Annotated in this window: 25 protein-coding genes, 1 tRNA gene and 1 pseudogene; 11 read left to right on the top strand and 16 right to left on the bottom strand. The window is 71.5% G+C overall.

The window, feature by feature from the left end:
* Nucleotides 1-76: 76 nt before the first annotated feature.
* A complete protein-coding gene (locus GA0070613_RS10545) occupies nucleotides 77-403 on the top strand; it encodes a hypothetical protein (RefSeq protein ID WP_157746325.1) in 327 nt (108 codons plus the stop codon).
* Here the strand turns inward: GA0070613_RS10545 and GA0070613_RS10540 are convergent.
* From GA0070613_RS10540 to GA0070613_RS10510, 6 genes are all read right to left on the bottom strand, one after another.
* The gene (locus GA0070613_RS10540) at nucleotides 390-1,907 is read right to left on the bottom strand and encodes a serine/threonine-protein kinase (protein WP_089012118.1); all 1,518 of its coding nucleotides are present in this window, start codon (nucleotides 1,905-1,907) and stop codon (nucleotides 390-392) included. The genes GA0070613_RS10545 and GA0070613_RS10540 overlap by 14 nt on opposite strands.
* Nucleotides 1,908-1,937: 30 nt before the next feature.
* A complete protein-coding gene (locus GA0070613_RS10530) occupies nucleotides 1,938-2,462 on the bottom strand; it encodes a hypothetical protein (protein WP_231929744.1) in 525 nt (174 codons plus the stop codon).
* A gap of 118 nt (nucleotides 2,463-2,580) precedes the next feature.
* Nucleotides 2,581-6,150 (bottom strand): adenylate/guanylate cyclase domain-containing protein, encoded by a 3,570-nt coding sequence (locus GA0070613_RS10525; protein WP_089012117.1) that lies wholly within the window; start codon nucleotides 6,148-6,150, stop codon nucleotides 2,581-2,583.
* Entirely contained in the window at nucleotides 6,147-6,983 is an 837-nt protein-coding gene (locus tag GA0070613_RS10520; protein WP_089012116.1) for an MBL fold metallo-hydrolase, read from the bottom strand. The genes GA0070613_RS10525 and GA0070613_RS10520 overlap by 4 nt, the downstream gene beginning before the upstream one ends.
* Before the next feature lie 118 nt (nucleotides 6,984-7,101).
* On the bottom strand, nucleotides 7,102-7,563 hold the full coding sequence (locus GA0070613_RS10515) for a RidA family protein (RefSeq protein ID WP_089012115.1): 462 nt from the start codon (nucleotides 7,561-7,563) through the stop codon (nucleotides 7,102-7,104).
* Complete coding sequence (locus GA0070613_RS10510) at nucleotides 7,560-7,715, bottom strand: DUF4177 domain-containing protein (RefSeq protein ID WP_013736319.1); 156 nt, start codon at nucleotides 7,713-7,715, stop codon at nucleotides 7,560-7,562. Before GA0070613_RS10510 ends, GA0070613_RS10515 begins: the two co-directional genes overlap by 4 nt.
* A 249-nt stretch (nucleotides 7,716-7,964) precedes the next feature.
* On the opposite strand from GA0070613_RS10510, the gene GA0070613_RS10505 reads away from it, so the two are divergent.
* The 3 genes from GA0070613_RS10505 to GA0070613_RS10495 are packed head-to-tail and all read left to right on the top strand — an operon-like array spanning nucleotide 7,965 to nucleotide 10,765.
* Nucleotides 7,965-8,567 (top strand): Rv0361 family membrane protein, encoded by a 603-nt coding sequence (locus GA0070613_RS10505; protein ID WP_089012114.1) that lies wholly within the window; start codon nucleotides 7,965-7,967, stop codon nucleotides 8,565-8,567.
* A 26-nt stretch (nucleotides 8,568-8,593) separates the two neighbouring features.
* Nucleotides 8,594-9,559, top strand: a complete 966-nt coding sequence (locus tag GA0070613_RS10500; RefSeq protein WP_089012113.1) for an ArsA-related P-loop ATPase — start codon at nucleotides 8,594-8,596, stop codon at nucleotides 9,557-9,559.
* 54 nt (nucleotides 9,560-9,613) lie between these two features.
* The gene (locus GA0070613_RS10495; protein ID WP_172875786.1) at nucleotides 9,614-10,765 is read left to right on the top strand and encodes an ArsA family ATPase; all 1,152 of its coding nucleotides are present in this window, start codon (nucleotides 9,614-9,616) and stop codon (nucleotides 10,763-10,765) included.
* A 10-nt stretch (nucleotides 10,766-10,775) separates the two neighbouring features.
* Here the strand turns inward: GA0070613_RS10495 and GA0070613_RS10490 are convergent, their stop codons facing one another.
* Entirely contained in the window at nucleotides 10,776-11,096 is a 321-nt protein-coding gene (locus GA0070613_RS10490; protein WP_089012111.1) for a WhiB family transcriptional regulator, read from the bottom strand.
* Nucleotides 11,097-11,498: 402 nt separating this feature from the next.
* Between GA0070613_RS10490 and GA0070613_RS10485 the strand changes: the two genes are divergently transcribed.
* Nucleotides 11,499-13,922: a penicillin-binding protein gene (locus tag GA0070613_RS10485; protein WP_089012110.1), complete on the top strand. Its 2,424-nt coding sequence runs from the start codon at nucleotides 11,499-11,501 to the stop codon at nucleotides 13,920-13,922.
* Between the two features lie 76 nt (nucleotides 13,923-13,998).
* Here GA0070613_RS10485 and GA0070613_RS10480 read toward each other — a convergent pair whose 3' ends face one another.
* Nucleotides 13,999-14,454, bottom strand: a complete 456-nt coding sequence (locus GA0070613_RS10480) for a GatB/YqeY domain-containing protein (RefSeq protein ID WP_089012109.1) — start codon at nucleotides 14,452-14,454, stop codon at nucleotides 13,999-14,001.
* Nucleotides 14,455-14,479: 25 nt separating this feature from the next.
* Here GA0070613_RS10480 and GA0070613_RS10475 point away from each other — a divergent pair, with 25 nt between their 5' ends.
* Nucleotides 14,480-15,373 carry a metallophosphoesterase gene (locus GA0070613_RS10475; protein ID WP_089012108.1) on the top strand — a complete coding sequence of 298 codons (894 nt, stop codon included), beginning with the start codon at nucleotides 14,480-14,482 and terminating at the stop codon, nucleotides 15,371-15,373.
* 76 nt (nucleotides 15,374-15,449) lie between these two features.
* A tRNA-Pro gene (locus GA0070613_RS10470) sits at nucleotides 15,450-15,526 on the top strand.
* An 83-nt stretch (nucleotides 15,527-15,609) separates the two neighbouring features.
* Here the strand turns inward: GA0070613_RS10470 and GA0070613_RS33365 are convergent.
* The 4 genes from GA0070613_RS33365 to GA0070613_RS31985 form a co-directional block, all read right to left on the bottom strand.
* Nucleotides 15,610-15,891, bottom strand: coding sequence for a tyrosine-type recombinase/integrase (locus GA0070613_RS33365; protein WP_231929743.1), 282 nt, complete (start codon nucleotides 15,889-15,891; stop codon nucleotides 15,610-15,612).
* 268 nt (nucleotides 15,892-16,159) lie between these two features.
* A complete protein-coding gene (locus GA0070613_RS10460) occupies nucleotides 16,160-16,807 on the bottom strand; it encodes an MOSC domain-containing protein (protein WP_089012107.1) in 648 nt (215 codons plus the stop codon).
* 340 nt (nucleotides 16,808-17,147) lie between these two features.
* A protein-coding gene (locus GA0070613_RS10455; RefSeq protein ID WP_231929742.1) for an IS3 family transposase occupies nucleotides 17,148-18,394 on the bottom strand; the annotation gives its coding sequence in 2 pieces (ribosomal slippage) (nucleotides 17,148-18,112 and nucleotides 18,112-18,394; 1,248 coding nt in all).
* A 29-nt stretch (nucleotides 18,395-18,423) separates the two neighbouring features.
* A complete protein-coding gene (locus GA0070613_RS31985; protein ID WP_157746324.1) occupies nucleotides 18,424-18,597 on the bottom strand; it encodes a DUF4259 domain-containing protein in 174 nt (57 codons plus the stop codon).
* Between the two features lie 210 nt (nucleotides 18,598-18,807).
* On the opposite strand from GA0070613_RS31985, the gene GA0070613_RS10450 reads away from it, so the two are divergent.
* Complete coding sequence (locus GA0070613_RS10450; RefSeq protein WP_089015874.1) at nucleotides 18,808-19,338, top strand: GNAT family N-acetyltransferase; 531 nt, start codon at nucleotides 18,808-18,810, stop codon at nucleotides 19,336-19,338.
* 528 nt (nucleotides 19,339-19,866) lie between these two features.
* Here GA0070613_RS10450 and GA0070613_RS10445 read toward each other — a convergent pair.
* Both GA0070613_RS10445 and GA0070613_RS10440 read right to left on the bottom strand, forming a co-directional pair.
* Nucleotides 19,867-20,292, bottom strand: coding sequence for a hypothetical protein (locus tag GA0070613_RS10445; RefSeq protein ID WP_157746323.1), 426 nt, complete (start codon nucleotides 20,290-20,292; stop codon nucleotides 19,867-19,869).
* 409 nt (nucleotides 20,293-20,701) lie between these two features.
* Nucleotides 20,702-20,884: a tyrosine-type recombinase/integrase gene (locus GA0070613_RS10440; RefSeq protein ID WP_269459050.1), complete on the bottom strand. Its 183-nt coding sequence runs from the start codon at nucleotides 20,882-20,884 to the stop codon at nucleotides 20,702-20,704.
* 294 nt (nucleotides 20,885-21,178) lie between these two features.
* Between GA0070613_RS10440 and GA0070613_RS10435 the strand changes: the two genes are divergently transcribed.
* On the top strand, nucleotides 21,179-21,769 hold the full coding sequence (locus tag GA0070613_RS10435; RefSeq protein WP_089012105.1) for an NADPH-dependent FMN reductase: 591 nt from the start codon (nucleotides 21,179-21,181) through the stop codon (nucleotides 21,767-21,769).
* A gap of 13 nt (nucleotides 21,770-21,782) precedes the next feature.
* Here the strand turns inward: GA0070613_RS10435 and GA0070613_RS33360 are convergent.
* Nucleotides 21,783-21,896 (bottom strand): annotated as a pseudogene (locus tag GA0070613_RS33360) (transposase); the annotation flags it as partial.
* Between the two features lie 80 nt (nucleotides 21,897-21,976).
* On the opposite strand from GA0070613_RS33360, the gene GA0070613_RS10430 reads away from it, so the two are divergent.
* A complete protein-coding gene (locus GA0070613_RS10430) occupies nucleotides 21,977-23,167 on the top strand; it encodes an MFS transporter (RefSeq protein ID WP_089012104.1) in 1,191 nt (396 codons plus the stop codon).
* A 56-nt stretch (nucleotides 23,168-23,223) separates the two neighbouring features.
* Here the strand turns inward: GA0070613_RS10430 and GA0070613_RS10425 are convergent, their stop codons facing one another.
* A complete protein-coding gene (locus GA0070613_RS10425) occupies nucleotides 23,224-23,835 on the bottom strand; it encodes a dihydrofolate reductase family protein (RefSeq protein WP_089012103.1) in 612 nt (203 codons plus the stop codon).
* 174 nt (nucleotides 23,836-24,009) lie between these two features.
* On the opposite strand from GA0070613_RS10425, the gene GA0070613_RS10420 reads away from it, so the two are divergent.
* A complete protein-coding gene (locus GA0070613_RS10420) occupies nucleotides 24,010-24,975 on the top strand; it encodes a hypothetical protein (protein ID WP_157746322.1) in 966 nt (321 codons plus the stop codon).
* The last annotated feature ends 11 nt before the right edge of the window (nucleotides 24,976-24,986 follow it).

Here is a 24,986-nt window from a genome sequence, read left to right as displayed (position 1 = left end):
ACCCGTGGCTGCCTTCCGGTGGGAAACGGCCCGGTCCCATGGTTGACAGGAGGATGACCTGGGCCATGCTTGTCGGGTGAGGTTGTTCCCCAAGCCCGACGCGCGCTTCCGGGCCGCCGCCGCGACGCTGGCCGCGGTCGCCCTGCTGGTGACGATGCTGATCTGGCGTCCGGAGGGCATCCTGGCCGTGGCGCTGGCGCTGGTCCTCGTGCTGCTCGCGTTGACGGCGGGCGTGGCCGTGACCGCGGCGCGGGAGAGCCGCGACGCCACGCCGGCCGCCGCCCACCACCCGTCCGGCCAGCCGCTCCCCGCCGGTCACGGGGTGGACGCCGACACGCTGGAGGCGCTGGACCCGCGCGCGGTGCGGGACAGCCGGTCGGTGAACGAGGTCAGCGATCGGTGAGCGTCGGCACGGCGAGCGCGTCCACGCCGCGCCCGGCCAGGCAGCGGTAGGTGCGGTCGCCGGCCGACCCGGCCGGCGGCAGCACCTCCAGGTTCCACCCGGCCTGGTACCGGATGCCGCTGGTGAGCCGGAACGTGCGGGCGTTGCAGACGCCGCGGATGACGGGGTCGGCGCTGATCGCCGCGTGCCCGGCCCCGACCAGCGCGTCAGGCAGCTCCCCCTCGGCGTAGGTCTCCCAGGTGTGCCGGCCGTCGCAGGGGACGCGGGCCGCATCCGCCCGGCCGCCGCGCAGCCGGACCGGCCCGAAACACTCCAACTCGGACGCACAGCGGGCGCCCGCCGGCAGGTCGACGCCGGTCGACCCGACCCGGCAGCCCGGCAGCACGTCCGGTCCGCCGCCCGGCACGCTGATCCCGGTGGCCACGGGCGTCGGCGACACCACGGCCGGCGCGCCGCCGGCGAGCCACGCGCCGACGCTGGCGGAGGCCCCCAGCGCGAGGACCCCGGCGCCGCCGAGGAACCACCGCCGCCGCCACCGCCGCCCCGGCGTCGGCAGCGCGTCCTCCGCCGGCGGGCGCTGGGCCGGCTGCCCCGTCCGGCCGACGGTGTACGGACCGGCGCCACCGCCGCTGACCGGGATGCCGGAGACCGGCGCACCGGAGATCGGCGCGGCGCCCGGGTCGAGCGGAAGCGCGGCGAGCAGCCCGCGCAGCTCGACGGCGGACGGGCGCGCGCCGGGATCGTTGTCCATCCCGGCCCGCAGCACGTCGACCAGCTCCTCCGGCACGCCGGGCAGCCCGGGGATCGGCTGCTGGAACATCTCCAGCACGGTGACCAGGCTCGGGTTGCGCTCGGACTGCCAGCGCGGCGGCCGGCCGTGCATCACCGCGTAGAGGGTCGCGCAGAGCGCGTACACGTCGACCGCCGGTGAGGGTGGGCTGTGGCTGAACATCTCCGGCGGCGCGTACGCCGGGGTGAGCACCTCCAGGGTGACCGAGGCGTCGCGCACCTCGGCCAGCACCGCCAGCCCGAAGTCGGCCAGCACCGCCGGGTTGAAGTGCGAGTAGAGGATGTTGGCGGGCTTCACGTCCCGGTGCAGCACCCCGGCCGCGTGCGAGTGGGCGAGCGCGTCGGCGATCTTGACGCCGAGGTCACGGGCCTCCGCCGGGCCCAGCGGCGAGGTCCGCATCCGCTCCGCGTACGACCCGTCGCAGAGCTCCATGATCAGGTAGGGGTGCTGGTCGACGGTGACCCCGACGTCGAAGAGGTCGACCACGTGCGGGTGGGACGACATCTTCCCCGCGGCCCGCGCCTCGCGCAGGAAGCGCGCCTGGTCCCGCTCGCTGTCCAGGGTGCGGTTCTCCACCTTGACCGCGACCTCGCGCCCCACCGAGATCTGGGTGGCCCGGAAGACGGTGGCGTAGCCGCCCCGGGCGAAGACCTCCAGATCGGTCAGACCGGGCACGATGGGCAGCCGGCGGGCGCCGGGCGGGGGGTCGGTCACGGCTCGAAAATACCTGTCTCCACCGTCGGCTCAGTGGACCGGACCAGCCGCTGGCGCGCTACCTGCGGCGTCGTCCGTCGCCGGAGACCCGGCCGGGGCGTCGTCGTCGGCCGCGCCGGCCCGCTCAACCGGATCGATGCCGTCCACGGTCGGCGCGGCGCGGCGGGCGTCCCACCAGAGGCCGACCGCGGTGGCGACCGCGCCCAGTCCCTCCCAGGCGGCGACCCCGAAGAACCGGCCCGGGGCGACGTCGGAGAGCACCGCGATGCTGAAGACGGTGAACGTGACCAGCCGGAAGACCACCGTGAAACGGTAGAAGGGCCGCCACTCGGTGGCCGTGGCGAGCAGGTAGTAGACGCCCATGTTGAACGAGGCCATCGAGGACGCGGTGAGGAACGTGCCGGTGTAGTCGCCGGGCGCGCGGCTGTCCGGCACCTCGAAGCCGAGCAGCCGCAGCTGCGCCTCCGGCCAGATCAACCCGAACGCACCCAGCAGCAACGCGAGGACGCCGAAGACAGCCATCGTCCAGCCGGCGCCCGAGCGCGGCAGCCTCATCGGTCCTCCCAACCTGCGACCGCCACCGTGGACGGCCCCCTCGATCAGACACACGCTAGCCGCCACCCCCGACGCCCACATCCCCGGAACCGCCAGACCTGCCCCGGGGAGACCCGGCTCAGGTGGGGGCGAGGCGGGCGCGGAGGGCCTCGGCGGCGGGGCGTTCGCTGCGCTGCTCGGTGGCGTACGCCAGGCGTACCGCCTCGTCGGCGCTGGCCAGCGCCTCGACCGGGCGACCGCAGGCGGCCAGCGCCTCGGCCAGCACCATCGCGGCGATGACCTGGCTGCGGACGTCCTCCGCCGGGGCGACCACCGCCCGTTGTGCCCAGTCCAGCGCCTGCTCCCGCTGGCCGTGGGCGAGCAGCGCGGAGGCGTACCGGGCCATCGTCTGCCGGCGGGAGAAGAGCAGCGACGGGCTGTGCGCGGCGGCGGTGGCGACCGGGGCGAGCAGCCCCACCGCGGTCGCCGAATCACCGGCGGCGAGCCGGGCCATCGCGAGCAGCACCCGGGGCGCCACCTGCGCGGGGGCCTGCGGGTTGTGGGGCTCGACGGTGGTCAGCACCGTGCGAGCCTCGCGCTCGGCGGCGTCGCAGTCGCCCAGGTCGAGCGCCACGAAGCCGCGCAGCGTGCCGGCCATCCCGGTGAGCAGCGGGTGCGACGTCCGTTCGGCGTAGGCGAGCGCGTCGGTGAGCAGGTCGGCCGCGTGCTCCGGCTCGCCCAGCCCGCGCGCCACCACACCCCGGACGACCAGGGCGAAGCCCTGCCCCCAGTCGTCGGAGACCTCGGCGAACTCCCGGTACGCCTGCCGCGCCGCCCGGTCCGCCTCGGCCAGCTCACCCAGCTCGGCGGTGGCGTAGGCCTCGACCGCGCGCAGCGTGCCGACCGCCCACGCCTCGCCCACCCGCTCCCCGAACGGGAGGAACACCCGCGCCATCCGGCAGGCCTCCCGCAGCCGGCCGGCGAGCAGCCGGGCGAACGCGGTGGTGCCGCGCAGCCAGGCCCGCCCGTACGGGTCCTTCAGCTCGGCGAAGAGTCGAGCGGCCCGGCCGAGCACCGCGTCGGTGCCGGCGAAGTCGCCCCGGGTGGTGGTCACCCAGGCCAGGTTCTGCAACGACCAGGCCTGCCCGCGCGGGTCCTTCGCGGCGAGGCTGACCTGGTAGGAGGCGGCGAGCCGGCTGCTCGCCTGGCCCAGCCGGCCGGCGATGAAGTCGGCCATCCCGAGCCGGCGCATCGCCGAGGCGCGCTGCGTGGGCAGCTCGCCCGCGGTGGCCACCTGCAACGCCTCCTGCCAGCAGCGCTCCGCCCGGGCCTGGTCGCCGAGGGTCTGGTGGGCCTGGCCGGCGAGCAGCAGCGCGCTGGTCCGGGTCGCCGCGTCCCCGGCGTTGGCAGCGATCTTCTCGGCGAAGGCGAGCGCGTCAGCCGGGCGGCCGACCTGGAGCAGCGCCCGGGCGTGCACCACCCGGTCGGCCGGCGGGACGCCCTCCCGGGCCAGTTCGGCGGCGCGTTCGGCGTACTCGACGGCGAGGGCCGGCTCCCCGGCGTGCAGCGCCCGGCGGGCGGCCCGGCCCAGCGCGGCGACGCCGAGCGGGACCACCGCGCGGGCCGGCGCGTCCGGGCGCAACTTGACCGCATCGGCGAGCGCGGCGGCCCGCTCGACGTGCTCGGCGACGAAGTCGTCCCGGGCGTGGTCCGTGAAGCCGCCGGGCGGGCCGCCCGTCGGGTCGGCGTCGGAGGTCTCGGGCGCGGCCCAGCGGGCCAGCGCGGCGTGCCGCTCGGCCAGCTCCGCCTTGCTCACCCCGGCGTACGCGGCCTCCCGCATCAGTGGCGTCGCGAACGCGTACCCGGTGCGGGTGCGGTGCAGCATGCGGCGTTGCAGCAACTCCTCCACGGCCCGGTCCAGCTCGACCGCGACCACCGCCGCCGGCCGGCCGTCCCGCCCGGCGCGCTGCTCGCGGAGCGCCTCCAGGGCGCCGGTCGGGACGGTGTCGCCGACCACCGCCGCGTCCCGCAGCACCGAGCGGGCGTCCACCGGCAGTGCGTCGATGCGGGCCGCGAGCACGGCGGCCAGGTCCCGGGAGAGCAGCCGGCTGCCCAGCGAGCCGGGGACCAGCCGCCAGCCGGCGTCCGCGCCGGCGGTCAGCGCGCCGCGTTCGCGCAGCAGGGTGACCAGCTCGGCCAGGTAGAACGGGTTGCCCTGGGCGGTGGCGAGCAGCCGGTCCGCGTCGGCCTGCGGCAACTTCCCGCCGCTGAGGTAGCTGGTCAGCAGCCGGGCGGCGTCGGCGCCGCGCAGCGCGGGCAGCGCGTGCACCTCGGCGTCCGCGACCCGGGTCAGCGCCCCGGCGGCACGCACCAGCTCGGGCCGGCCGAGCAGGAGCACCAGCACGGGCCCGGAGAGGCGGTTGAGGGTCAGCGCGAGCGCCTTGACCGTCTCGGCGGTGGCGTCGTGCAGGTCGTCCACGACGATCACCAGCGGCGCCTCGACGGCGAGCCCGCTGAGCAGCCCGGCTACCGCGTTCGGCACCGCCTCGGCGTCCGGCGGCGGGGCGGCGGCGGTCCAGTCGCCGTCCGCGGCGGCGGGGAGTTCCGCGTACCCGAGCAGGGCCAGGAGCTGGTCGGTGGCGAGCGGGGGCGGGTCGCCGGGGAGCCGGCCGAGCCGCTGGCCGAGCCGGCGCAGCCGCTCCTCCACGGCCGGCCGGGTGAGCGCGGTGGCCGCGTCGCTGGGCAGGCCGACGGCCGCCCGGACCAGGTCGGCCAGGGGGGCGAGCCGGCGTCGTTCGCCGAACGCGGCGCAGCGTACGGAGAGCACCCGGGCGCCGGTGTGCGCGGCGTACCGGCCGGCGCCGACGTCGTAGCCGGCGGCGAGGCGTTCCACCTCGGCGGCGAACCGGGACTTGCCGATGCCCGCCTCGGCGGTCATCAGCAGCACCCTCGGCTCGCCCCGGTCGATCACCTCGGCGAGCCGGCCGGCGACCCGGCCGATCTCGGTCTCCCGGCCCACGAAGGGCGCCTCGTCGCCGAGGCCGGACCGGGTGCCCGGCGCGTCCAGCAGACCCAGCAGCTCGTACGCCTCGACCGGCTCGCGCTTGCCCTTGAGCCGCAGCGGCCGCAGCGCCCGCCAGGAGGCGACGTGCCGGGTGGCGGCGGAGGTCCGGGCGCCGGCGTAGACCGCGCCCACGGCGGCGGCGTCGGCGAGCCGGGCGGCGGTGTTCACCGTGTCACCGATGACCGTGTACTCGATCGCGGCCTGGATGCCGGCGATCACGTCGCCGGTGTTGAGGCCGACCCGCAGGCCGAGGGGCGCCCCGCCGCCGCGCTCGTCGTCGAGCACCCGGCGGACCGCCCGCTGCATGGACAGGGCGGCCCGGACCGCGCGCTCGGCGTCGTCCTCGTGGGCGACCGGCGCGCCGAAGACCGCCATGATCCCGTCGCCGGTGAGCTTGTCGACGTGCCCGCCGAAGGTCTTGACCGCGCCGGCGAGCGCGGCGAGCACCCGGTCGGTGACCGCGCCGACCCGTTCCGGGTCGAGGTCCTCGGACCAGGAGGTGAAGTCGGAGAGGTCGCCGAAGAGCACGGTGACCACCCGCCGCTCGGCGGCGGGGAGCGTGGCGGCGGCCGGCAGGGCCGCCCCGCAGTTGTGGCAGAACCGGGCGCCGGGCACGGCGACGGTTCCACACACCGGGCAGGTCACGGCTGCTTCAACTCCGCACCGCCGGCGCCGGATTCCCGCGAGTCGACGCCGAGGTACTCCAACTGGGCCCGGACCGACCATTCGGCGGCCCACCAGAGCGACCGGTCCACGTCCGCGTAGACCCGGGCGACCACCTCCGGCGCGCTGGTCGCGCCGTCGGCGACCGCCGACCGGACCTGGTTCAGCCGGGCCCGGCGGTGAGCCAGGTAGAAGTCGGCGGCGGCGCCGCAGTCGGCCAGCGCCGGGCCGTGGCCGGGCAGCGCCGGGATCCCCCGGTACGTCGAGAGCAGCTCCAGGCTGGTCAGGTAGTCACCGAGGTGGCCGTCCGGGTGGGCGACCACGGTGGTGCCGCGCCCCAGGATGGTGTCGCCGGTGAGCACCACCCGATCGTCGCCGTGCTCGACGAGGAAGCAGACCGAGTCCCCGGTGTGGCCCGGGGTCGGCAGCAGCCGGATCTCCAGGCCGAACCCGCCGAAGTGCTCGCCGGGCGTGGTCAGCGGTTCACCGCCGATGGTGTGCGCCGGGTCGGCGGCGAGCACGTGCACGCCGCCGAGCAGTTCGGCCACGCGCGGTGCGCCGTCGGTGTGGTCGGGGTGCCCGTGGGTGATCAGTACGAGCCCGACCGGACCGTGCCCGGCGATCCGCGCGAGGTGCTCCTCGTCGGCCGGCCCGGGGTCGACCACCACGGCCGGCTCACCGGGGGCCGCCCGCAGCACCCAGGTGTTGGTGCCGTCGAGCGTCATCGGCCCCGGGTTCGGCGCCCGCAGCAGCGTCACCCAGCCGGGTAACTCGTCGGCCAGCGCCCCCGCCGCCTCCGTCACATGCCCGCCCATGGCTGCGATCGTACGACTCCGCCCGCCAGTCCCCGCGATCTTGCAGTTCCGGCCCCTGATTCGTGCCCGTTCAGGGCTTTCGTCGGGGCGCGAACTGCAAGATCGCGGGTACGGAGCGTCAGGCGACCTCGACGATGACCTCGACCTCGACGGGGGCGTCGAGGGGGAGCTCGGCGACGCCGACCGCGGAGCGGGCGTGCCGGCCGGCCTCGCCGAAGACCGCGCCGAAGAGGTCCGAGGCGCCGTTGATGACGCCGGGCTGGCCGGTGAAGCCGGGCGCGCTCGCCACGAAGCCGGTCAGCTTGACGATCTTGACGACGTTCTCCAGGCCGACCAGCGAGTCGATCGCGGCGAGGGCGTTCAGCGCGCAGCGCTGAGCCAGGTCCTTCGCCTGCTCGGCGGAGATCCCGGCGCCGACCTTGCCGGTGGCGAGCAGCTTGCCCTCCGCCATCGGCAGCTGACCGGAGACGTAGACGTGCTGCCCGGACTGGACGGCCGGCACGTAGCTGGCCACCGGCGGCACCACCTCGGGCAGGCTCAGGCCCAGCTCAGCGAGCTTCGCGTGCGGTCCGTTGCTCATGCCTTCGGCCGCTTCAGGTAGGCGACGAGCTGCTCCGGGTTCGGGCCGGGAACCACGGAGACCAGCTCCCAGCCGTCCTCGCCCCAGTTGTCGAGGATCTGCTTGGTCGCGTGGACCAGCAGCGGGACCGTGGCGTATTCCCACTTCTGCATCGGGTGAAGGCTCCCTTGCCTGGGATGGACACTTTCAGGCACAGACTACGGTCAGGACGGCGGCCTGGGCGCGGGACGCTGCTCGAGGGTCACTGGCAGCTCACCGCAGGGACCTCCATGGTGGGGGCTGGCAAGCCGCCCATCGACCGCTACCCTTCCCGTCGGACGGGCGACCCACGCTCGCCCGCCACGCTCGCTCACGCGTCCGTCGCCTGGGGCGGCGACGGCGCCGCACCCCGGGGGAAAGACATGACCCAACCGCCCATCGGTGGCGCCACCGGCTCGCCCGACGGCCTGACCCGCGAGGAGCCGTCGGCCGCCGCCGCGCCGCCCACCGCACCGGCCCCCGGTCCGTTCCCGCCGCCGCCGGCCGCGGGCTACCCGCCGTACCAGAGCCCGGCGGCGCCGAAGAAGCGGCGCGGCCTGCTGATCGCCTCGATCGTGCTGGCCGCGGCCGTCCTGCTCTGCGGCGGGGGCGGCACGGCCGCGTTCCTGGCCCTGCGGAACACCGAGGACGGCCAGGGCGCCAAGGAGCCGGCGGTCGCCGTGGACGGCTTCCTCACCGCCGTCTACAAGGACCGGGACGCCAGGAAGGCCGCCACCTTCGTCTGCTCCGCCTCGCGGGACGACAAGAAGATCGCCAGCAAGGTCACCGAGGTGCAGAAGTACTCCTCGGATTACCAGAACCCGCGCTTCCGGTGGACCACCCCGAAGGTGGACAACCAGACCGGCGACCGGGCCACCGTCACCACCAAGGTCACCATGACCACCTCCGACGAGAAGGTGGCCGACCAGGAGCTGCGCTTCACGGTGGTGCAGAAGACAGGTTGGTGGGTCTGCGAGGTCGCCTGAGCTCGGCGGCTGGATAGGCTCGACGGGTGCGAGCAGCTGAGCAATGGTCCGAGACCTGGCCGGCCCGCCTCAACGTGGTGACCGGCAAGGGCGGCACGGGCAAGACCAGCGTGGCCGCCGCGCTGGCCCTCGGCCTGGCCGCCGGCGGCCGGCGCACGCTGCTGGTCGAGGTGGAGGGGCGGCAGGGCATCGCCCAGCTCTTCGGCACCGACCCGCTGCCGTACGAGGAACGGCACCTGGCCGACGCCCCCGGCGGCGGCGAGGTGCGGGCCCTCGCGGTGGACGCCGAGGAGGCCCTCCTCGAGTACCTCGACATGTTCTACAAGCTCGGCGCGGCCGGCCGGGCGCTGCGCAAGCTCGGCGCGATCGACTTCGCCACCACCATCGCGCCGGGCCTGCGGGACGTGCTGCTCACCGGCAAGGTGAAGGAGGCGACCACCCGCACCAGCGGCCAGCGCCGGACGTACGACGCGGTGGTGCTGGACGCGCCGCCGACCGGGCGGATCGGCCGGTTCCTCAACGTCACCGCGGAGACCGCCCGGCTGGCGAAGATGGGCCCGATCAAGACCCAGAGCGAGGGGGTCTCCGCGCTGCTGCGCTCCCCGATGACCGCGGTGCACGTGGTGACGCTGCTGGAGGAGATGCCGGTCCAGGAGACGGTGGACGCGATCAGCGAGCTCACCCAGCTCGGCTTCCCGGTCGGTCGGGTGATCGTCAACGGCGCCCGGCCGCCGGTGCCGGCGGGGCGGCCGCTGAGCCAGGCCGAGCTGAAGCGGGGCCTGCTCGCCGCCGGCCTGCCGGCCGACCGGGACACCGTGGCCGGGCTGGCCGGGGAGGCCCGGGACCAGCGGGTACGCCGGGAGCTGGAGGACTCGCTCCGCGCCGACCTGGTGGAGCTGGGCCTGCCGCTCACCGAGCTGCCACTGCTGCCCGACGGGGTGGACCGGGCCGGGCTGGAGACGCTGACCAGGGGGCTCGTCCGGGCGGATTGACTCACACCTGCGGCCGGCACGAAGCAGAGACACCCCTCAGCCCGATACGCTCGATTGGTGCCTTCCGAAGACGCGGCGCCACCGCTGGACGTCGACCAGATCCTCGCCGACCCGGCTGTCCGGATCGTGGTCTGCTGCGGGGCGGGCGGAGTGGGCAAGACGACCACTGCGGCCGCGCTGGCGTTGCGCGCCGCCGAGCGGCACGGCCGGCGGACGGTGGTGCTCACCATCGACCCGGCCCGCCGGCTGGCCCAGTCCCTCGGCCTGACCGAGCTGGACAACACCCCACGCCAGGTCAAGGGCATCGACGTCGAGGCCAGCGGCGGTGAGCTGCACGCCATGATGCTGGACATGAAGCGCACCTTCGACGACGTGGTGCTCCAGCACACCGACCCGGCGAAGGCGGCGGAGATCTTCGCCAACCCCTTCTACCAGGCGATGAGCTCGACCTTCGCCGGCACCCAGGAATACATGGCGATGGAGAAGCTCGGCCAGTTGCACGCCCGGGGCGAGTGGGACCTGATCGTGGTGGACACCCCGCCGTCCCGCTCGGCGCTGGATTTCCTCGACGCCCCGGCGCGGCTCTCCCGCTTCCTGGACGGGCGGATGCTGCGGCTGCTGCTGGCCCCGGCGCGCAGCGGGGGGCGGAGCATGTTCAGCCTCGTGACGGCCAGCTTCGGGATGTTCTCGAAGGCCGTGCAGAAGGTGATCGGAGCCCAGCTGCTCACCGACCTCTCCGGCTTCGTCGCCGCGCTGGATTCGATGTTCGGCGGCTTCCGGCAGCGGGCCGAGCAGACGTACCGGATCCTGCAGGCGCGGGAGACGGCGTTCCTGCTGGTGGCGGCGCCGGAGCCGGACGCGGTCCGGGAGGCCGCCTACTTCGCCGGGCGGCTGCGGGAGGAGCGGATGCCGCTGGCCGGTCTGGTGCTCAACCGGGTCCACCGCCCGGCCGTGGCGTCGCTGGACGCGGCGGAGAGCCTGGCCGCCGCGGAGCGGCTGGCCGAACTGGGTGGCCACGAGGGCACCGTCGACGTGCTGCGGGCCCACGCCGGGCTGGCCCAGCAGGCGGTACGCGAGCAGCGGGTGGCGGCCCGGTTCACGGAGGCGTTCCCGGCGGTGCCGGCGGTGTCGGTGACGGCGCAGCCCGCCGACGTGCACGACGTCGACGGGCTGCGGACGATCGGCGCGGCGATCAGCCGGCCGTGAGGCGCGGCGGTCAGTTCGCGGCGGTCACCAGGACCTTGTCCTTGCCGGCCTTCTCCTTGGCGTTCTTCTTCATGGCGGCCTCGAACATCCTGCGCCAGCTCGTCACCTGCGGGTGACGGCGCAGCAGCGCCCGGCGTTCGCGTTCGGTCATGCCACCCCACACCCCGAACTCGATCCGGTTGTCGAGCGCGTCGGCCAGGCACTCGTACCGAACTGGGCAGCTCCGGCAGATCCTCTTCGCCACGTTCTGTTCGGCGCCCTGTACGAACAACGCGTCCGGGTCCCCGTTCTGACATGCCGCCAGCGACGGCCAGTCAGTGATCATGCCCATGTGTACACGTCCCCCCTTGCAGTACCTACCGACCTCGTGCGACCAGCCGTCGGTTCCCCCCGGTCGTCCGGCCCGTCCTTCCCAAGGAGGCACGGACGACGTGTGGCCCTGTCGCCGCCACCATCATGCTCTGTAGTCGCCTGATTACGCAACGTTGTCGGCGAAATCCATCATTCCGGACACTCCCGGCTTCCCGGGCCTCGGCTCCGCCGTCTACCCGGCCAACGTCCGTGAAAACGCTGCGCGGCTCCCCCGTTCGGAGGAGACTCGTCGCCAGGTTCACGCAACCAAGCACCGGGGTTCGTGCGTTTAGCACAACGAGGTCGGCGCGCGCAGGAAATGGGGAAAGAACGCCCCAGCGCCCCTCGTTCCCTACTCGCGTACCCTGTCGAGGTGACCTGGATGCGGAAACGTGACCACAACGTGCTGACCAACGCCGCATCGCTACTCATCTGTGGCCTGTTGGCCGGCGTGGTGGTCGCGGCGGCGGCCTTCCCCGCGGTGGCGATGTCCGGGCTGGCCGCCAAGGCCGGCGCCGAAACCTTCGGCGCGCTGCCCACCGAACTGACGGTGGCCCGGGCGCCGCAGATCACCTACCTGCTCGCCTCCGACGGCAAGACGCCGCTGGCGACCATGTACGACGAGAACCGGCGCGACGTGAAGCTCGCCGACATCTCGCCCTACATGCAGAAGGCGATCATCGCGGCCGAGGACCACGACTTCTACAAGCACAACGGCGTCGACATCAACGGCGTCGCCCGTGCCTTCGTGAACAACCAGTCCGGCGCCAACTCACAGCAGGGCGCGTCGACGCTGACGATGCAGTACGTCCGACTGGCCATCGCGTACTCGGCCACCCACCCGGCCGACGTGGTCGCTGCGACCGAGGACACCAGCGCCCGCAAGCTCCGGGAGATGCGGCTGGCCCTCCAGGTCGACAAGGAGTTCTCCAAGGACGAGATCCTCACCCGCTACCTGAACCTCGCCTCCTTCGGCAACGGCGCGTACGGCGTCTTCGCCGCCAGCCAGGTCTACTTCGGCAAGTCGCCCAAGAACCTCAAGATCGAAGAGGCGGCGCTGCTGGCCGGCATGGTCAAGGCGCCCACCACGAACGACCCGACCACCCGCAGCGGCTACCCGCTCGCCCTCGACCGGCGCAACTACGTCATCGACAACATGGTCAAGATCGGCGCGATCAGCCAGCAGGAGGGGGACGCCGCCAAGGCCGTCAAGCTGGCGGTGAAGGACAAGCGCACGCCGAACGGCTGCGTCGCCACCAACCAGCGGACCTGGGGCTTCTTCTGCGACTACTTCTACCGCTGGTGGATGCAGCAGGGGACGTTCGGCTCGACCTCCTACGACCGGGAGCGCCGGCTGAAGAGCGGCGGCTACACCATCACCACCACGCTCGACGTGCAGGCGCAGAAGGGCGCCGACAGGGCGGTCCGCAACCACCTGAGCGAAAACAGCAAGGCGGCCCGGATGGTCGCGGCGATCGAGCCGGGCACCGGCCGGGTCCGGGCGCTGGCGGTGAACCGGAACTTCAAGCTCGACGATCCGAAGAACCCGCAGAACAAGATCTCCAGCGACCCGAAGAAGGCCAAGAAGAAGATCCGGGGCAACTACCCGAACACGGTCAACCCCCTGCTCACCGGCGGACAGGGCATCACCGGCTACCAGGCCGGCTCGACCTTCAAGATGTTCGCCATGGTGGCGGCCCTGGAGAAGGGCATCCCGCTCAGCTACACGATCAACGCCCAGCCGACCTTCAAGTCGGAATACATCATCGAGCAGAACTCCCCGGCCGCCTGCCCCGGCACGCACTTCTACTGTCCGAAGAACGCCTCGGCCAGCATGACCGGCGTGCACAACATGTGGGGCGCGTTCGGCCGGTCGGTCAACACGTACTTCATCCCCCTGCAGCAGCAGGTCGGCACGGAGAACGTGGTGAAGGTGGCCCACAAGCTCGGCATCAACTTCCGCGCCCAGGAGGACCTGGACCTGGAGAAGGGCGCGCACCAGTGGGGCGCGTTCAGCCTCGGCGTCTCCCAGACCACCCCGCTGGAGCTGGCCAACGCCTACGCGACCCTGGGCGCGGACGGCAAGTACTGCGAGCCGATCCCGGTCCAGGAAATCCGCGGGCCGGACGGCGACAAGCTGGACATCGCCAACCCGCACTGCGAGCAGCGGATCAGCACCGAGGTGGCCCGGGCCGCCGTGGACGCCGCCCGCTGCCCGGTCGGTGACCGGTCGGCCACCTCCAAGTGCACCGGCGCCACCGCCGGCAACGTCCGCCGGATCGTCGGCGCGCCGGTCGCCGGCAAGTCCGGCACCACCGACTCGGACAAGACCTCCGCCCTGGTCGCGATGACCAAGCAGTACGCGGTGGCCGGCATCATGGCCGACCCGGACTGGCCGCAGACCAACCAGAAGATGGGCCACGACGTCCCGAACGGCATCAACCCTGCGGTCTACGAGACGCTGCGCGACGCGATGAAGGGCAAGGACCGCAAGGAGTTCACCCCGCCCAGTGGGAAGATCATCGAGGGTGACCAGCGCTCCATCCCCGACGTGAAGTGCCAGTCGATCGAGACCGCCAAGTCGCGGCTGCGCGGCGCCGGGTTCGAGCCCGTCGTCTCCAGCAGCAAGGTGCCGTCGAGTTGCCCGAAGGACACCGCCGCCGGCACCAGCCCGGACGGCCGCACCATCAAGGGCGGCGTGGTGAGTATCGAGGTCAGCGCCGGCGGCGGCGCCCCGCCCGCCGGCGGCAACGGGCCGGGCCCGCAGATCCCGCTGCCCACCAAGCCCGGACGACCGCGCGGCTGACCCGTGACACGGACGGGCGGGCACCCCACCAGGAGTGCCCGCCCGTTTCGCGTACGTCCGGCGGCAGCAGGTCGGATCAGAGGCCGAGCTGTCGGCGTACCTCGGCGGCGACCCGACCGCCCTCGGCCCGGCCGGCCACCGCGCCCTGGGCCGCCTTCATGGCCGGGCCCATCTGGGCCTTGCCGGTGAAGCCGCCCGCGGCGAGCGCCCCCGCGACCAGCTCGGCCAGCTCCTCGTCGGAGAGCTGCTTCGGCAGGTAGCGCTCCAGCACCTCGCCCTCGGCGGTCTCCTTGGTGGCCTGCTCGGCGCGCCCGGCGTCGGCGAAGGCGGTGGCGGCCTCGCGCCGCTTCTTCGCCTCCTTGGTCAGCACCGCGAGCACCTCGTCGTCGGTGAGCTCGCGCTTGGCCTTGCCGGCGACCTCGGCGTTGCCGACGGCCGCGAGGGCCATCCGCAGCGTGGAGGTGGTCAGCTCGTCGCGCGCCTTGAGGGCGGCGCGCATGTCTGTGGTGAGGCGGTCCTTCAGCGTGCCCATGGACGGTCAAACTACCCTGAACGCCATGCGAAAGCGCACACTATTCCGGCTCGCCGCCGGGACCGTCGCCGCGGGCACGGCCACCCTGGCGTACGCGTCGCTCGTCGAACGCAACATGTTCACCCTCCGCCGGTACGACGTGCCGGTCCTCCCGGCCGACGCCGAGCCGCTGCGCGTGCTGCACCTGTCGGACCTGCACATGATGCCCGGCCAGCGGCGCAAGCAGGACTGGGTGGCCTCGCTGGCCGCCCTCGACCCCGACCTGGTCGTGGTGACCGGGGACAACATGGCCCACCCCGACGCCGTCCCCGGCGTGCTGCGGGCCCTGCAACCGCTGCTCGATTTCCCCGGTGCCTTCGTCTTCGGCTCCAACGACTACACCGGGCCCGTCTGGAAGAACCCGTTCACCTACTTTCTGCCCGGCCGGGAGTACACCGAGGGCGTGGCGCTGCCGTACGAGGAGCTCCGGGACGTCTTCACCGGTGCCGGCTGGGCGGACCTGAACAACGCCCGGACCACCCTCAAGGCCGGTGGTCGGGAGGTCGAGGTGGTCGGCGTCGACGACCCGCACATCGAGCGGGACGACTACGCCGCGGTGGCCGGCCCGGCGTCCGCCTCTGCCGAACTCGCCATCGCCCTGGCCCACTCCCCCGAGCCGGCCGTCCTCGACCAGATGGCCGCGGACGGCCTCGGGCTGCTGCTCGCCGGGCACACTCACGGCGGCCAGGTCTGCGTCCCGGGCTACGGCGCGCTCGTGACCAACTGCGGGCTGCCCCGCTCGATGGCCCGCGGCCTGCACCGCTGGCCCGGGTCGGACTCCTGGCTGCACGTCTCTGCCGGGCTGGGCACCCACCCGACCGCGCCGGTGCGCTTCGCCTGCCCGCCCGAGGCGAGCATCCTCACCCTGATCCCGCGCTGAACGACCCCGCTCCGGGGGCGGGGGGGTACCGAGTTTGACCATCGGACCGGGTGGGCTACTATTTGTCGGCACGCCTCGGGGTGTGGCGCAGCTTGGTAGCGCGCTTCGTTCGGGACGAAGAGGTCGTCGGTTCGAATCCGGCCACCCCGACCAGAGGTAAAAGGCCAGGTGAGATCACCTCTCACCTGGCCTTTTTCATGCCCCGGGAGCTCTGTTCCATCGGCTCAGGCCGCGGGCTAATCGCCGCTTACGTCGTCGTCAGCCTCGAAAGTCAGCGGAAAGTCAGTGAACGAGTCCCTGACCTTCTCCGCGCCGGCCTCCAAGGCATGGGTGTACCGGTCCAGCGTGGTCGAGATCTGCTCGTGCCCCATGACCCGGGCCACGTCGTTGATCGGTACGCCGTCCGACACCAGCCAGGTCGCGTACGAATGCCGCAGATCATGGAACCGAAGCCCACCCTGGGCCATGCGCGAGACGCGAGCCCGCGCCATCCGGCGGTTCGGGAACTCCTCGATCACCTCGTTGCCGTCCCGGTCGCGCGAGGTCGCCCGCCACACCCTCGGCCCGAGGCGCTGCGCGTCGGCACGCCGATGGCCTACGGCCACCCTTGACCCCGACCGGGCGGCGCAGTCCTTGGCGCCTATCCGGGGGATGGGGGGAGCGTGGCGGCCAGTCCGCCCCATCCGCCCAGGTCGCCGGGTCACCACGATGTACCTGGCTGTGCACATCAACCCGTACGCCGACAACAAGACCTGGCAGGCGAGCCCGCCCCGAACTCGGCGCTCCTCAGGGACACCGACTGCGGGCCAGTTCCCTTTCTTCCCTGGGCAGTGCCTCGGCGGCCAACAGCTGCGGCAACAGTTCCGGTTCGAGTGTCATCGCGCGGAAGACGAGCTCGACGGTCACGTGGTGGGTGGGTCGGTACACGATCTCGACCCGGTCGCCGGCGCGGATATGGCCTGCCTCGATCACGCGCAGATACGCACCCGGCAACGCGGCCTGCGTGAACCGCTTGATCCAGCCTTGCTGTTGCAGCCAGCCCTGAAATGTCGCACACGGGATCCGCGCGCATGACACCTCGAGGACGACATCCGCCCCGATCCGCCAACGCTCGCCGATCAGCGCGCGGTTGACATCGAGGTCGATGGTCGTCAGGTTCTCCCCAAAGCTGCCGTTCGTAATCGGCCTCTCCAACTCGGTTTCCCAGCGGTCGAGATCCTCGCGGGCGTAGGCGTAGACAGCTTGGTCGGGACCGCCGTGGTGCTTCACGTCGTAGACACGGTCGCCGACGAGACCGACTTCGCCGGTGCCCTTCGGGCCGGGGGCGACGACGGCGACCGGGCCGGCAACGGGGCGCTTGTCAATTCCTGTCGCGCTGAGCTTCTTCCATGGATTGGGTCGAGGCCTGCCCACATTGACGGAAAGCAGCTTCATGGGAGCGAAGGTAGGGCCGGTTGCCCTCCGAAGCGACTCATTTCCTGGCCGACAGCCGCCACGCCGGTCGGGGGTGGATCTGCTGGGAAGCGCAGTGATCGGCGTCAGCCGGCAAGAGTCTTGATCCTCTGCAAGGCGGGGGACGCGGCGTGCCCGTTGCGTGCCCGTTGGCACGGGAGCCGAGGGGTCCGACCATCTCGCCAGGTCGGCTCCGCTGTCGATGACGGCGATGGCGCGGTCGCGAACCGTGGGGTGGGGGCGTCCGAGCTTGGATTGGGTGACAGCCAAGGCCAGCCAGACGGGTGTCTCCTCGTGAACCGCCCCGGGTTCTCTGGAGACCTCAGCTGTTGGCTCCAACCACCTCGCGGGGCTGGTGTTGAGCGTAGAAAATCGATTCGTATTCGGTGGGTGGGACGTGCCCGGTCGCTGAGTGCAGGCGCTGGTTGTTGTACCAGTCGACCCATTCGGCGGTGGCCAGTTCGACCTGGGCCAGGCTGCGCCACGGCCCTCGCGGTTTGATCAGTTCGGTCTTGTAGAGGCCGATGGTGGATTCCATCAGCGCGTTGTCGAGGGCGTCGCCGACGCTGCCGATGGAGGCGTCGATGCCAGCGGCGAGCAGGTGGGTGGTGAACCGGAACGACGTGTACTGACTGCCGGCGTCGCTGTGATGCACCAGGCCCGCGCCGACGGGCTGCCCGGCGCGGTCGCGGCGCCACAGGCCCATGTCCAGAGCAGCGAGGACCAGCGGGGTCCGCTTGTTCGTCGCCGCGGACCAACCGACGATCGCCCGGGAGTAGACGTCGACGACGAACGCCACGTAGACGACGCCGGACCAGGCGGCGATGTGCGTGAAGTCCGCGACCCAGCACCGGTTCGGCCGGGCGGCGGTGAAGTCCCGGTTGAGCAGATCAGCGGCCCGTTCATGCCCGGGGTCGGCGATCGTCGTGCGGATCTTCTTGCCGCGGACGACGCCGGCCAAGCCGGCGTCACGCATCAACCGCTCGACCGTGCACCGGGCCGTCGGGTGACCGCGGCGGTGCAGCTCGTGCCAGATCTTGCGGGCTCCGTAGACGCCGTAGTTCGCGACGTGGATCTCGCGGATGCGGTCGGTCAGCTGCGCATCGCGCACCTGTCGCTTCGACGGCGGACGCTTCTTGGCCGCCCAGTAGCCGCTCGGGGTGATCTTGAGCCCGTGCTGGCGCAGCACGCGGCAGATCGGCTCGACTCCGCCGAAGCGGCCCCGATGGGCATCAACGAATCTCACGAGCGTGTCGTAGGCCGGTCGAGCTCGGCCGCGAAGAAAGCCGACGCGGCCTTCAAAATCTCATTCGCCCGCCGCAGCTCGGCGTTCTCCCGCCGCAGCCGCTTCAGCTCCGCCGACTCCTCCGTCGTGACTCCGGGCCGCTGCCCATCGTCGACCTGCGCCTGACGGACCCACTTGCGCAACGTCTCGGCCGTGCCGATCCCCAGCCGGACCGCCACCGCGGTGATCGCCGCCCAGTCCGACTCGTAGTTCGGCCGCACCTCCGCGACCATCCGCACCGCCCGCTCCCGCAGCTCCTGCGGGTACGGCTTCGTTCCTGTCATCTCTCGATCCTTCCCAAGCGGGGAAGTCTCTACAAGATCCGGGGCGGTTCATCGTCCGGGTCGTCGAGCACGTCGGCGTAGGAGTCGAGCATGCGTTGGGTGGCCTTGTCGTCGTCCACGCCGTCTTCGAGCATGTCCCGGTATTCATCGCGCACATCGCATGCCGTGTCGTCGGAGAACAGGCCAGGCCCCCAGGCGCCCATGGTCCCCCTCTCCTGCGTTCACGTGTCCGGGCCTGGCCAACCTGCCACAGGTTCTGCTCGCCATCACTCGGGGCTGCGAGATCTGATGCCCGGATCTGTGCCCGTGGTGGTTACGTGGGTGACACGTCCGGCTAGACGATCATGGCGTGCCCTCGGCCTGCGGTCCATCCTGGCGAGGAAGGGGACATGTCCGCCTGGGACGATGGGTGGGTGAGCATCACCCGACTCGTTACCCCGGAGGATGCGCCGGCCCTGGCCGAGCTGCTCCGCGTCAACCGTGAGTTCCTCGCGCCATGGGAACCGGTCCGGAGCGAGGACTACTTCACGGCAGACGGCCAACACGCCGTCATCCAAGCCGACCTCCAGCAGCACGAGCAGGGATCGAAGCTGCCCCACGTCATCCTCGACGACTCCGGCCGCGTGATCGGCCGCATCACCCTCAACGGCATAGTGCGCGGCCCGTTCCAGTCCTGCGCCATGGGCTACTGGGTAAGCGCCAGCCACAATGGCCGAGGGTTCGCGACCAAGGCGGTGCGCGAGATCGTGCAGGTGGCCTTCGAGCAGTTGGGGCTGCATCGGGTGCAGGCGGAGACGCTGCTGCACAACGCCGGATCGCAGCGGGTGCTGAAACGTAACGGGTTCGTGCGGTTCGGCATGGCGCCGGAGTACCTCAACATCGCCGGCCGGTGGCAGGACCACGCCATGTACCAGGTGGTGAAGACGTCCGCGGCAACCGGCTGAACATCAGCGCCCCACCACGCTGAGCTGAAGCCGCGCCTTGCGACCAGGGCGCCCGGTGTTCGCTGCCACTCACCGCGTGTCACGCAGGTCCTGATACGGATGTGTCACGCAGGTCCCGAGACCGGACAGGCCGGCTGCCGGCCATGTCGACTGCCGGCCAGGTGGTGAGGACCTTCTGTACGTCTATCAAGGCGGCCCGCAACGGGCCGCGCGCGCTGCCGCCTGGGCGCGCGCCGGCCGCTGCCGCTGGCGCTCTGCGGCCGTCACGCCCGGCGGCTAGCGCGGAAGCGGGGGAAGCCCGGAGGGCCGCCGCAGAACGACAGACCGTTGACCGGTGATGTGGTGGGCCGGCAGCGGCCGGGCGCGGCGGCCGTCGCACCGCCGCGCCGTAGGGCGAGTCACGGCCGGCCGTGGCGGGGATGCGGCGCGGAGGGTGCGGGGCCGGCTATTGCCGGCAGGCCGGGGCCTGCCCGGGTTACACGCGCCACATCCCCACCACGACCTCATCGCTCCGCCCGACCTGCGCGGTCATCCAACGTCAGGCGGATTGGCCGGCGCAAGCAGGTCGAGTGCCTGTGACGTCGTCAAGTTGGACTTGTCGGGATCGGCGACATCAAACAGGCGCGCACCTGTTTCGAGTGCAAGAGCGACCAACACGTCTAGCACGCGCGTGATCTCGTGCCGGAATTCGTGCACCGGCTCATCCCATGAGTTGTCGTAGAACTCGATGACAACTCTTTGTATACCGTTTACACCGACATAGATAAACCCATCAAAACTAGCCCGCTCTCCCATCAGTTCGAGTTCCATAATGTCGCCCTCTGTCATCGGCAGGTCCAACTCAGGATCATCGCCAAACAACTCACGCAATCTGTCAGTCACTACAGCAACCGGCAACTCAGCACCCGGCTTACCGGCTTCATTAAATCGCATCACGGCCAGTTGGTCACCCATGAATAGCCGGGTTGGGTCGACCATACAACCGACCCAACCCGCTCACCTCCTCAAAACTCCTTCGTCGTAAGCGCGCATGGATGCGCATACATACTCCCATCTATCGATTGAGCATGGTGACGGGAGCGTAGTAGGGATCGTTGCCGCTGTGTGGCCGCCCGGCCACCGGCCGTCATGTTTGCAGATGTACGTCCTGATCGGACGGAGTTTTCGCTATCTGGATCAAACGCCGCCATTCCCATCAGGTGCATCACCTGGGTCAGCGCGACCGAGCGACAGCGGCCGATAGGGGATGACAGCACCGACGACTGTTCGGGACGAAGAGGTCGTCGGTGCGAATCCGGCCACCCCGACCAGAGGTAGCAGGTCAAGGCCCCTCCATGGAGGGGCCTTGATTCGTTTCCGGCCCTCACTGGTCGCCCTGAGGCAGCGAGAAGGCAGCAAACGACGCGAGCACCCTGCGATCCCGGTCACGGGTTGAGTGGGTGTAGCGATCCAAGGTCGTGGACGTCTGCTCGTGTCCCATCACCTTCGCCATGTCGTTGATCGGCACGCCGTCGCAGACCAGCCAGGTCGCGTACGAGTGCCACAGATCATGGAAGCCTTTGACCTCTGCTTGCCTGCGGGATCACGCCAGCAAGCTCTACCGATATCCGGGCGGGGCCGCAGATCACCAGGTACAGCAGCGAAGTACAGCAACGGACCGCAGGCAGCGAGAGGGCTCACCAAACTCCTTTGCGTAGCACCTACGGGTTCACGGCATCTGGCCGGGGACCGAGCCGTGTCAGCGGGCGACCGGAACGCTCGGGGTCCGTTCGAAGCCCCTCAGACGGGGTAACCGCCGACGGCTCCCGAGCCCTTCGGGACGCGGAAGGAAAGGGCGGCAATGACCAGAATCGGCATCATCATCGGCAGCACCCGTCCCGGCCGTAACGGGGAGACGGTGGCCCGCTGGGTGCACGACATCGCCACCAAGCGCGTCGACGCCGAGTACGAACTCGTCGACATCAAGGACTTCAACCTGCCGCACCTCGACGAGATGGCGCCCCCGTCGCTCGGGCAGTACACCCAGCCACACACCCTGCGATGGGCCGAAAAGATCGCCTCGTTCGACGGGTACGTCTTCGTGACGCCGGAGTACAACCACTCCACGTCCGGGGCGCTGAAGAACGCGATCGACTTCCTCTACGCCGAGTGGAACAACAAGGCGACCGGGTTCGTCAGCTACGGCAGCGTCGGCGGCACCCGCGCGGTGGAGCACCTGCGCCTGGTGGTGGCCGAGTTGCAGATGGCGGACGTACGGGCGCAGGTGGCACTCTCGCTCTTCACCGACTTCGAGAACTTCAGCGTCTTCAAGCCCGGCCCTCATCAGGTGGATGCGGTGAACACGATGCTCGACCAGTTGGTGGCCTGGAGCGGCGCGTTGGCAACCCTGCGGGCCGGCACCACGATGGCGACGCCCCAGTCCGGTACGTAGCCGGGCGCAGCGCTGCCGACGACGTATCGGTGTGGTCGTCGCCGAACTCGGCGAGCACCCGGGCGGCGAAGACAGGTCCCAGGCCCGGCTGGGAAAGCAGGATCTCGGCGTCCGGGTGCCAGTCAAAATGGGCGGTCAACTCGCCTTCGAGGGTTTCGATTTGGCGCGCGGGGCAGCCGCTTGGAGCTCACCGGAGGTGCACGTGTCATGAGTATCGCCGGACAGGGGCGCATCTCGCCGAAAGCCTCCCTGGTTCTGCTCGCCTCGATCCTGGTGTCGTTTCTGGCCGCGTCGGCAGCCCCGACCCCCCTCTACGGGATCTACCAGGCGCGCTGGCACTTCTCGCCGATCACGACCACCGTGGTGTTCGCGATCTACGCCGCCGCGGTGCTGGCGTCCCTGCTCACGTTCGGCAAGCTGTCCGACCATGTCGGGCGGCGGCCGGTCCTGCTCGTCGCGATCGCGGTCCAGATGATCTCGCTGGTCATCTTCATCTTCGCCAACGGCGTACCCACGCTGCTGGCCGCCCGCTTCGTACAGGGAATCGCGGCCGGCGCCGCCACCGGCGCCGTCGGTGCCGCCATGCTCGACATCAACCGCTCCCGCGGCACGCTCGCGAACTCTCTCGCCCCCGGTATCGGAACCGGTAGCGGTGCCCTGCTCTCGGCGCTGCTCATCCAGTTCCTGCCCGCGCCGACGCGACTGGTGTACGCCGTCCTGCTTGTGATCCTGCTGATCCAAGGCGTCGGGGTCGTCCTGATGCCGGAAACGGTCACGCCGATGAAGGGAGCGCTGCAGAGTCTGCGGCCGGAGATCAAGCTGCCCCGCGCCGTACGCGGGCCGGTACTGGTCGTCGCTCCGGTGGTCTTCGCCGTCTGGGCGCTGGCCGGCTTCTTCGGCGCGCTCGGCCCGGCGCTCGTGCGCGCCCTCATGAACACCTCGATCGTGGTTGCCGGCCTGCTCCTCTTCGTCCTCGGCGTCGTCGGGTCCATCACCGTCCTCCTGCTGCGCAACGCCGCCGCGCGGACCGTGATGCTTACCGGAATCACCGCTCTCATCCTGGGCATGATCATCACGCTGGTGGCGGTCATGATCGAGTCCATCCCCGGCTTCTTCATCGGCCTCGCGCTCGGAGGCGTCGGCTTCGGTGCCGGTTTCCAGGGCAGCCTCAAGACGGTCATGCCGCTCGTGGAGGCGCACGAACGCGCCAGCGTGTTCTCCCTGCTCTACATCGTCTGCTACGTCGGCTTCGGCCTGCCCACCGTCATTGCCGGCTTCCTCGTGGTCTACGCCGGCGGCCTGCCCCGGACCGCCAACGAATACTCCGTCGCCATCATCCTTCTCGCCCTGGTCGCCCTGCTCGGGCTACGCAAGGCCAGGAAGACGTCACCCGGCTGATCCATCGCGGGCGAGGAACCCAGCGGCAACCTGCTGGCTGGCGCCATGCCAGACGGTCAGTCGAGCGCGAACGATCCGGTGACGACCTCGCCCGCCGGCTCGTACGTGCCGATCACGACGCCGGTGGTGGAGACCTTGCTGTCGACGAGCTTCAACCCGGCGGGGACGGTGCCCTCCGAGAACAGGCGCTTGCCCGACCCGAGGACGACGGGGAAGACCCACAGGCGGAACTCGTCGACGAGGTTGGGCCGCAACAGCGTCTGGATCAGGTTCCCGCTGCCGTGCACCTGCAGTTCCGGCCCGTCCTCCTGCTTGAGCGCCGCGACACCGTCGGCCGCGTCTCCCTCGATCAGGACCGAGTTGCGCCAGTCCAGCGCGGGACGGCTCCGCGACGCGACGTACTTGGTGGCGTCGTTCAGTGGCTTGGCGCCGTCCTCCTCGGTGGCGCGCGGCCAGTGTGCGGCGAAGATGTCGTAGGTCCGGCGGCCGAGGACGAGGTCGAACGGCTTGGTCATCGCCGCGCCCATGACCTGACCCATCAGCTCGTCCCAGTAGTTCACCGACCAGCCACCGTGCGCGAAGCCGCCGTCGTCGTCCTCGCCGGGTCCGCCAGGGGCCTGCATGACCCCGTCGAGGGTCAGGAAGGTGCTCACGATCAGCTTTCTCATCTCGCGATCCTCTCCTCAGCGTGAAACGTCGGCCAACAGTTCGTCGATCTGCTCCATGGCCCGAATCCTGTCTCAGTGTCGGGCCAGGACCTGCTCGACACGACTGGCGCTGCCGGACGGTCCGGCCGGTGGGCGGGACAGCGGAGAGTCGGGCCCGTGCCTATGCTCTGCGCCGTGTCTGCCACCGCCTTCTTCGGCGTACCCACGACCAACCGCCTCCACCACTACCCGGAGTTGCGTCCACTGCGCCAGGCCGTGCTGTCACGGGACTGGCCGGCGGTGACCCGGTTCTTCGCCGACTTCCCCACCGATCAGGACCCGAGCGTGGCGGTGGCGATGGTGGCCGAGCTGCGGGGCGTGGAGACGTTCCTCCAGGGCGCCGGCGGTGGGCCGGCGTCCTCGACCCTGGCGGCGACCCTGCTCGGAGCCCGCTGGGTGGTGATGGGCTGGGAGGTGCGCACGGCCCGGTACGCGAGCCAGGTGAGCCGACAGCAGTTCGCGCAGTTCCACGATTATCTGGCCCGGGCCGACAACCTGCTCGGCGACGTGGTCATGGCGGAACCGGACAATGTCTCGGCGTGGACGACGCGGGTACGCATCGCCCGCGGCCTGCAACTGGGACTTGCCGAGGCGTGGCGGCGCTACAACCGGGCGGCCAAGGCCCGGCCTCATCCGGTGACCGCGCAGCTGACCCTCGCACAGCAGCTGTGTCCGAAGTGGGGCGGATCCTTCCCGGAGCTGCACGCCTTCGCCCAGCGGTGCGCGGCGGAGGCCCCGCCCGGCGCGCTGAACGCCGCGGTGGTGGCCGAGGCGCACATCGAACAGGCCCGCGCGGAGCCGTCGGCCTCGCGGTACATGCGGCGGCCGGAGGTACGCGAACAGCTGCGCCAGGCGGTCGCGCGGTCGGTGGGCCACCCCGCGTACCGGCCGGTGTTCGGGTGGGTGCAGGCACACAGCAGCTTCGCGTACGCGTGGACGCTGGCCGGCGACCGTCGGAGCGCCGCTCCTCACTTCGCCGCCCTCGGCAACCGGTTCACCTCCTTCCCGTGGGAGTACTACCCGGGCTCGGGCCGGCTGACGTACAAGGCTCGGCAGCTCGCCGCGCTGATGACCGGGGGGCAGCGGGCCGCCACCGGTTGAGGGCTCCGCGC

This window comes from Micromonospora inositola, from assembly GCF_900090285.1.
Lineage (GTDB): Bacteria > Actinomycetota > Actinomycetes > Mycobacteriales > Micromonosporaceae > Micromonospora > Micromonospora inositola.
This window is presented reverse-complemented; position numbering and strand designations above follow the sequence as displayed.

Bases quoted from the DNA above. Each gene is read 5' to 3' on its own strand.
- GA0070613_RS10485 (WP_089012110.1), top strand. From the start codon at position 11,499: ATGCGGAAACGTGACCACAACGTGCTGACCAACGCCGCATCGCTACTC.
- GA0070613_RS31985 (WP_157746324.1), bottom strand. From the start codon at position 18,597: ATGGGCGCCTGGGGGCCTGGCCTGTTCTCCGACGACACGGCATGCGAT.
- GA0070613_RS10520 (WP_089012116.1), bottom strand. From the start codon at position 6,983: ATGGGCGGGCATGTGACGGAGGCGGCGGGGGCGCTGGCCGACGAGTTA.
- GA0070613_RS10505 (WP_089012114.1), top strand. From the start codon at position 7,965: ATGACCCAACCGCCCATCGGTGGCGCCACCGGCTCGCCCGACGGCCTG.
- GA0070613_RS10425 (WP_089012103.1), bottom strand. From the start codon at position 23,835: ATGAGAAAGCTGATCGTGAGCACCTTCCTGACCCTCGACGGGGTCATG.
- GA0070613_RS10515 (WP_089012115.1), bottom strand. From the start codon at position 7,563: ATGAGCAACGGACCGCACGCGAAGCTCGCTGAGCTGGGCCTGAGCCTG.
- GA0070613_RS10475 (WP_089012108.1), top strand. From the start codon at position 14,480: ATGCGAAAGCGCACACTATTCCGGCTCGCCGCCGGGACCGTCGCCGCG.
- GA0070613_RS10530 (WP_231929744.1), bottom strand. From the start codon at position 2,462: ATGAGGCTGCCGCGCTCGGGCGCCGGCTGGACGATGGCTGTCTTCGGC.
- GA0070613_RS10435 (WP_089012105.1), top strand. From the start codon at position 21,179: ATGACCAGAATCGGCATCATCATCGGCAGCACCCGTCCCGGCCGTAAC.
- GA0070613_RS10510 (WP_013736319.1), bottom strand. From the start codon at position 7,715: ATGCAGAAGTGGGAATACGCCACGGTCCCGCTGCTGGTCCACGCGACC.
- GA0070613_RS10480 (WP_089012109.1), bottom strand. From the start codon at position 14,454: ATGGGCACGCTGAAGGACCGCCTCACCACAGACATGCGCGCCGCCCTC.
- GA0070613_RS10490 (WP_089012111.1), bottom strand. From the start codon at position 11,096: ATGGGCATGATCACTGACTGGCCGTCGCTGGCGGCATGTCAGAACGGG.
- GA0070613_RS10445 (WP_157746323.1), bottom strand. From the start codon at position 20,292: ATGGGTGACCAACTGGCCGTGATGCGATTTAATGAAGCCGGTAAGCCG.
- GA0070613_RS10460 (WP_089012107.1), bottom strand. From the start codon at position 16,807: ATGAAGCTGCTTTCCGTCAATGTGGGCAGGCCTCGACCCAATCCATGG.
- GA0070613_RS10430 (WP_089012104.1), top strand. From the start codon at position 21,977: ATGAGTATCGCCGGACAGGGGCGCATCTCGCCGAAAGCCTCCCTGGTT.